Below are 6986 nucleotides of genomic sequence, written 5' to 3'. Positions count from 1 at the left end.
CCGTGGCGGTCGAGTGCGGCGAGGTTCTCCAGCACCTGGACGTGGTTGACGCCGTCGTAGGCGTCGATGCCGAAGCCCAGACTGGTCACCAGCTTGACCGGCACGTCCAGCGCGGCCACGGCCGCCAGGCTGGTGATGTCCTCCACCGGGGTGCCGAGATCACTCTCGTCGCCGCGCAGCAGGACATCGGTGCCGCCATCGACCAGCACCACCGCATCGATGTCCAGTTGGTCGACCAGGTGCCGGTACGCCGCCCGTAGCGGCTGGACACCCAGCGGCGGAAAGGCGTACACGGTCGACGGCAGCCCCTGAGTTGCCAGCCACCGGGCGAGGGTGCGTTCGGGGAAGTACCAGTCCGGGCTGGTGGTGTCCGGCTGCACCGCCGCGACGTGCTCCGCCACCCACGCGTCCCGGTCGATCAGTTCGAGCTCGGAGAAGGAGAGGCTGGCCAGGTGCACCTGTGCACCGCCGCGCCAGAGGGCGAACGCCAAGGGTAGGCCGGCGTACACGTCGAAACCCCCGCCCGCTCCGGCGATGAGGATGTTTCGCGCCGGAGCCAGCGCGGCGAACAGCGGCGGAACGGCCAATGAGAACGCACCGGGGACGGCCGCCAGCGCGGCAGGGTTCATCACCGCTCAATGATCAGCCACGCCCATGCATCCAAGGCCTCGTGGCCCACCGCTACCGGCAACAGCAATCGGGCGCACGCACATGCCGCGATCCGCAGCCACTTCAGTGCAGGGTAAGTTGCATCCAGTAATCACGGTCTCGGCCTGGCTCGGACAGTGTTCGCCGCAAAAGGCGATGGCCGGCTCGATCGCACAGGTGCCGGACCGCCTTAGTCAATCGTTAAGCGTCGCTTCAGACCTGTGCACGTTCGGCCGTACCCCGCTGGGCAGGATGAGCCGTACGCCGACAGTCATCTCATCCCGCTGCCGCGAAGCTTGCGACGCTGCCGAGGCAGCACCGCGTTGGGCCGCGGCCGGGTTCAGCTGTGGGAGGCGGTACGGCCGAGCCAGATCGCGGATGCGGCGTGGGACCCGGTGCGATCCGACACATGCCTACCCAGCCGTCGGGCGCACTCCCCCGTGGCCCGGATGTAACAAGGGTTGTCAGAGATTAGAGACCTTGCCGAGGTCTGGCATGGGACGCCACCGCCGGTTCGTCAGACCTGACACCCGGCGCCCGCGCTGCCAGCAGCGCAACTAGTCCGTGCTGCGGTGGCGCCTGAGCTGTTCTTTTGAAATGTGCGGCGGCGCTGCCAGACCCGTGTCAGATCCAGGGGTGTCCGGCAGAGCTGACAAGCGCCGGTTTGAGGGTGCGGAACTTTTCCCGCGGCGCCGCACGAGGCGCTCGGGGGTTCCGCCCGCCGCCGGGCCCCGAGGTTGGGGCTGCGCGAGCCGGGCGCCTCGGGTGCCGCGCCGTCTTGGTGCGCTGACACCTCACCGATACCCGCCACACCCGACAGGGAGGACGTGCTCCTCCCGAGGACCTGTCGCGGCTCGATGACGTCCTTGCCTCTCGCGCCCGGCGGCGGCCCCTGACCGCCGTTTCGACGCCCCACCCCTGGCATGGGGTGGGGCCGGAGGTGAAACCGCCGATGTCCCGCACTCCGGCACGTCTTCGTGCCCTGACCCGCTCCCGTACCGCCCGCCCGGTCGGCCGCGTCGCCGCGGTCACCGGCGCGGTGCTGCTGTTGCTGTCGGTGCCGACCGCCGCTCACGCCGATTCCGGCATTGCCGTGCTGGCGGCGAACTCGCTGCCAGTGGTGATCAACAACCTGCGGGTGTGGCTGGTCGGCATCCTCGCCGCGCTGGCCACCCTGTTCCTCGTCCTGGCCGGCGTCTACTGGGCGACCGCCGGGGGTGACCCCGCGCAGGTCGACAAGGCCAAGGGCGCGCTGAAGAACGCCCTGGTCGGCTACGGCCTGGCCATCCTCGCACCTGTCCTGTTGCAGGTCGTTCAGGGCATCGTTGGGGGCTGACCATGGGGTGGCTGCTCGACCAGATCCTGGACTGGCTGGCGGCGGCGATCCTCGCGACCCTGGACGCGCTGATCGGGGTGATCAGCAGCGCGCTGCTGATCACCCCGAACGTCACCGCCCTGCCGCAGGTGCAGGCCCTGACCGGCCGTTCGGTGCTCGTCGTGGACACCGTCTTCGTCCTGGCCTTCGTCGCCGCCGGGGTGCTCACCATGACCGCCGGCGGCGACGAACGATCCCGCTACACGATCAAAGACCTCCTCCCGCGCCTGATCGTGGGGTTCGTCGCCGCGCACTTCTCCCAGCTGTGGTGCGGCATGCTCATCGACCTCGCCAACGCCCTCACCGCCGCCCTCACCACCGGCGAGGGTGACAGCGACGGCGCGCTGCGGGCGATCAAGACGCACATCGCCGCTGGGCAGGACAAGACCGCGGTGCTGCTGTTCGTGATCTGCGTGGCGATCATCGCCGTGCTGCTGGCCGGCACCGCGTTCAGCGTGATCGTCCGCTTCGCCGTCGTGCTCGTCCTGACCGCCTTCGCCCCTCTGGCGCTGGCGTGTCACGCGCTGCCGCAGACCGACCCGGTCGCCCGCCTGTGGTGGCGCTCTTACGCCGGCGTCCTGGCGGTGCCGGTGGTGCAGGGTTTCACCCTGTACGCCGGGCAGTGGATGCTCACCGACCCGGACAACCTGCTGCCCGTGCTCGGCCTGCCGGTCGACCCGGGCGGGGTGATCAACCTGTTCGTGGTGATGGTCATGCTGTGGACCACCCTGCGGGTGCCTGCCCTGATGCGCCGCTTCGTCTCCGCGCCTAGCGGCGGCGGTGGTGCGAACATCGTCGGCGCCGCGGTGCGGGTGATCCTGGTGCAGCAGGTCACCCGCGCGGTTCCTGGCCTCGGCCGGGGCCTTCGGGCGGTGGGCCGATGAACGAGCACACCGGTCGGACGCGGATGCCCGCCGACGTCGACGCCCCCGACAAGGTGGCCTACGGGCTGACCTTCCGGCAGCTGGCGATCCTCGCCGTCGCCGCCGTCGTCTTCTACGGCGCCTGGCAGAGCCTGCACACGGTCGTGCCGGTGCCGGTGCTCGTCGGCGCCGCCGTTGTCGTCGGCGGGCTGGTCTTCGGTGTCGCGGTCGGCCGCCGTGACGGGCTGTCCCTGGACGTGTGGCTGCTCGCCGCCGTCCGCCACTGGCGGGCGCCTCGGGCGCTGTCGACCACCGACACGACGTCGAAGACCCCCGACTGGGTCCAGGCACCGAAGACGCCGGTGATGCTGCCGGCGCCGCTGAAGCTGCCCGCCGACGCCATCGACGACGGCGGGGAGATCCGCTTGGGCGGGACGCGGGCGGCGATGGTCGCCGCCACCAACGTCAACCTGGCCCTGCGCACTCCCGACGAGCAGGCCGCCCTGGTCGACACCTTCGGCCGCTGGCTCAACAGCCTGTCCACGGCGACGCAGATCGTCGTGTCGGCGCAGCCGGTGGACCTGCACTCGGCCGCCCGCACCCTCGCCACCGCGGCGGACGCCGTGGCGCACCCGGCGCTGGCCGACGCGGCAGCGGACCACGCCCGTTTCCTCGACGACCTCGCCACCGGCAGGGATCCGCTGCGCCGGCAGGTCCTCATCGTCACCCGCACCAGCGCCGGGGAGCGGGGCGAGCACGCCGCGCGCCGCCGCGCCGAGCACACCGTCCGCGCCCTGGCCGGCCTCGGCGTGAGCACCCGGGCCCTGGACGGGGCGGCGGTGACGGCGGCGATCGCCGCCGCCGCCGACCCCTACCGCCCGCCCCGACCCGGCGGTCTCGCCACGCCCGACACCGTCATCACCGGGCCGGACATCCACACCGACAGAAAGAAGCGCCCCCGATGAAAGCCCGCACCCGTTCCCGCACGGCAACCAACGGTGACCGCCAGCCCTCAACGCTGGCGGCCACCGTCGCTCCCGCCTCGGTCGAGGTGACCCCGCGGATGCTGCGCGTCGGCGACGGCTACGCCGCGACCCTCGTCGTCACCGGCTACCCCGCCGAGGTCGGCCCGGCCTGGCTGGAGCCGCTGCTGTCCTGGCCGGGCCGCCTGGACCTGGCGTTACACATCGACCCGCTGCCCGCCCCGGTCGCCGCGTCCCGGTTGCGCCACCAGCGCGCCCGCTTCGAGTCCTCGCGCCGCGCTGACGCCGAGGCCGGCAAGCTGTCCGACCCCTACGTGGACGCCGCCGCGGACGACGCCGCCGATCTCGCCCACCGACTCGCCCGCGGCGTGGCGAAGCTGTTCCGCGTCGGCCTGTACCTGACAGTGCACGCCCGCACCGAAGACGAACTCCGCGACGCGTGCGCGCAGGTGAAAGCCGCCGCCGCGTCGACGCTGATCGAGGTGCAGCCGGCCACCTGGCGGCACCTCGCCGGCTGGACCACCACCCTGCCCCTGGCCACGGACCTGCTGCAGATGCGCCGCACCATGGACACCCAGGCGTTGGCTGCCGCGTTTCCGCTCGCGTCGGCGGACCTGCCCGCGCCGCTGCCCGGCGACCCGCCCGCCGAAGGCGGTGTGCTGTACGGCGTCAACCCCGACTCCGGCGGCATCGTCTGGTGGGACCGCTGGGCGCAGGAGAACCACAACTGCGTGGTCCTGGCCCGCTCCGGGGCCGGGAAGTCGTACTTCGTGAAGCTGGAGATCCTGCGCAACCTCTACCAGCGGGTGCAGGTCGCCGTCATCGACCCCGAAGACGAATACCCGCGCCTCGCCGACGCCGTCGGCGGAACCGTGGTCCGCCTCGGCGTGGCCGGGGTGAAGGTCAACCCCTTCGACCTGCCCGCCGGGGACACCCGCCCCGACGTGCTCACCCGCCGAGGGCTGTTCCTGCACACCCTCATCGCGGTGCTGCTCGGCCAGCAGCCGCCCCCGGCGGAGCGGGCCGCCCTGGACCGGGCCATCCTGGCCGTCTACCGGGCGGCGGGCATCACCGCCGACCCCGCCACCCACCACCGGCCCGCCCCGCTCCTGCGCGACCTCGCCGACCGGCTGCACGCCGACACCGACCCCGCCGCTCGGCAGCTCGCCGCCCGCCTCGCCCCGTGGGTGCACGGGTCGTTCTCGGACCTGTTCGACGGGCCGAGCACCATCCGCCCCGACGGGCACCTCGTGGTGTGGTCGCTGCGGCACCTTCCCGACGAGCTGCGCGGCGTCGGCACCCTGATCGCCCTTGACGCGATCTGGCGGCAGGTCGACGCCCCCAGCCGGCTGCCCGCCCGCCGCCTCGTGGTGGTGGACGAGGCATGGCTGCTCATGCGCGACGGCGAAGGCGCCCGGTTCCTGTTCCGCATGTCCAAAGCCGCCCGCAAGCGCCACGCCGGCCTGACCGTCATCACCCAGGACGTCGCCGACGTCCTCGGCACCGACCTCGGCCACGCCGTCGTCGCCAACGCCGCGACCCAGGTGCTGCTCAAGCAGGCCCCGCAGGCCATCGACGCCATCGGTGAGGCGTTCGGTCTCACCGCCGGGGAACGGCGGCTGCTGCTCGCGGCCCGCGTCGGCACCGGCCTGCTGATCTCCGGCACCAATCGGACCAGCTTCGAGGCCATCGCCTCCGACACCGAGCACCTGCTGTGCACGACCCGACCGGCTGACCTGGCCGCCCTCGACGACGAGGAGAACGATTTATGACGCCCAGCTCTTCACGTTCATCCGGATCTCGGCCGTCGTGCTCAACCCGCTGATCCCGCTGACGGCGAGGCGTACACCACCCGGTTCGGCGACAAGCACCAACCGCTTCACGCGGTGTTCGTGGCGATCCCGGTCGTCCTGTACTTCGGCCTCATCGCCGCCGTCCAGACGATGGTCTACCGAGGGCATCAGGAGCGGATGGTGCGCGTCCCTGGGTACGGTCGTCGGATGGTGCATGTGCCTGGGCTGCGGCAACGGCAGCGGATCATGATGGCCGAGCTGACCGGGGTCGCCGGCCGGTACGGGCACGGCACCACCGGGATGCGCCCCGGGACCAGGCCGTCGCCGCGGTTCGCGCGGTGACCACCACCCGCGGCTGCTCGGCATACAGGCCGGCGTGGCGATGGCCGACCCGCACAACATCAGCGGCCCGACAGCGGAGCTGCTGAAGGCGGCCGGCGCCGACATGCTTGTGGCCAACGCGCACGAGGCCGAGGTGCGGGCCGGCTGGAATCCCAGGGCACCCGGTACGACGACGACAGGAAAAATTAGGGCCAGCAGATCCAACGCCCCTGCCGCCGCCACCAGGGTGACTTATCGTGGCCTTCACATTACAGAGCTACGGTGCAGGTCATGGCACCCACCTCCCGCTGGCCCTGCTGGAGCTGCGGCAGGATCTGGCTGCTGCCATGGGCCTGCCGGCACTGCCGGCGGACGCGGCGCCAGATGCGACGGGACTACCTACACCGAGCTGCACCACAGGACGCACTACGCGACATGACCCGGCCGGCCCAGGACCAACGCGCCCCAATGTAACGGCACACGGGCCGCCGGCGCAGATACGGCGGATGCGGGTGCGAGCGTCCAAAGGCGACAGGGGCGGGACAACCGAATCCCTCCCCGACCCCCGGAGGTCTGGTCCCGCCCCTGTCGCTTTACGCGGCCATGACCGACCGTTGACGACGGCAAGTACGGTGCCGGGGCGTTCGCGTGCTGCACAGACGCCGCGGACCCGTGCTGGTTCCCTTGCAACCGCTCCTCGGCAGCTCGCGCGTAAACGGTGCCGTCCTCGAGGACGAAGCGGTCCATGCCTCGACTGCCGTCGGCCTGTGCATACCCGAACAGCGGCACCAATGTCTCACCGTCGGAGACGCTCCAGATGCCGTGGGCGGCGATGGACCCGGCCAATCGAACCGTCTCATGCACGGCTGCCAGCATGCCAGCAACCGGAGGCGGAAGCCGCCCCTCAGGCGACCGGCGAGCAACCTGGCCGCAGCGAGAACTCGCTGAGGAGGCCGGCATGGTCGCAGGCCGGGTTCGACGCCACGCAGGGACGCCCTCCGGT

6 protein-coding genes and 1 pseudogene are annotated in these 6986 nt (G+C 71.7%); 5 read left to right on the top strand and 2 right to left on the bottom strand.

Annotation, left to right across the window (positions count from 1 at the left end):
• The coding region (locus ACTMTB_RS27740; RefSeq protein ID WP_441149131.1) for a DUF1152 domain-containing protein at positions 1–629 on the bottom strand (629 nt) is incomplete at its 3' end.
• Between the two features lie 971 nt (positions 630–1600).
• Here ACTMTB_RS27740 and ACTMTB_RS27735 point away from each other — a divergent pair.
• From ACTMTB_RS27735 to ACTMTB_RS27720, 4 genes are read left to right on the top strand one after another with little or no spacing between them, the layout of a single operon-like run.
• The gene (locus tag ACTMTB_RS27735; RefSeq protein ID WP_441149130.1) at positions 1601–1984 is read left to right on the top strand and encodes a pilin; all 384 of its coding nucleotides are present in this window, start codon (positions 1601–1603) and stop codon (positions 1982–1984) included.
• Positions 1985–1986: 2 nt separating this feature from the next.
• The gene (locus tag ACTMTB_RS27730) at positions 1987–2907 is read left to right on the top strand and encodes a conjugal transfer protein TrbL family protein (protein ID WP_441149129.1); all 921 of its coding nucleotides are present in this window, start codon (positions 1987–1989) and stop codon (positions 2905–2907) included.
• A gap of 23 nt (positions 2908–2930) precedes the next feature.
• On the top strand, positions 2931–3851 hold the full coding sequence (locus ACTMTB_RS27725; RefSeq protein ID WP_441149138.1) for a PrgI family protein: 921 nt from the start codon (positions 2931–2933) through the stop codon (positions 3849–3851).
• Positions 3848–5641: a VirB4 family type IV secretion system protein gene (locus ACTMTB_RS27720; protein ID WP_441149128.1), complete on the top strand. Its 1794-nt coding sequence runs from the start codon at positions 3848–3850 to the stop codon at positions 5639–5641. The genes ACTMTB_RS27725 and ACTMTB_RS27720 overlap by 4 nt, the downstream gene beginning before the upstream one ends.
• On the opposite strand, the gene ACTMTB_RS27715 is transcribed toward ACTMTB_RS27720, so the two are convergent.
• The gene (locus tag ACTMTB_RS27715) at positions 5636–5830 is read right to left on the bottom strand and encodes a hypothetical protein (protein WP_441149139.1); all 195 of its coding nucleotides are present in this window, start codon (positions 5828–5830) and stop codon (positions 5636–5638) included. The two genes, ACTMTB_RS27720 and ACTMTB_RS27715, sit on opposite strands and share 6 nt — an antisense overlap.
• A 39-nt stretch (positions 5831–5869) precedes the next feature.
• On the opposite strand from ACTMTB_RS27715, the pseudogene ACTMTB_RS27710 reads away from it, so the two are divergent.
• Positions 5870–6143 (top strand): annotated as a pseudogene (locus ACTMTB_RS27710) (hypothetical protein); the annotation flags it as partial.
• Between the last annotated feature and the right edge of the window lie 843 nt (positions 6144–6986).

The organism is Micromonospora sp. L32 (assembly GCF_052068055.1).
In the GTDB taxonomy this organism is placed as follows: Bacteria; Actinomycetota; Actinomycetes; order Mycobacteriales; family Micromonosporaceae; genus Micromonospora; species Micromonospora purpureochromogenes.
Note: the sequence above shows the minus strand (reverse complement) of the source record. Positions and strands in the feature narration are given on the sequence as shown.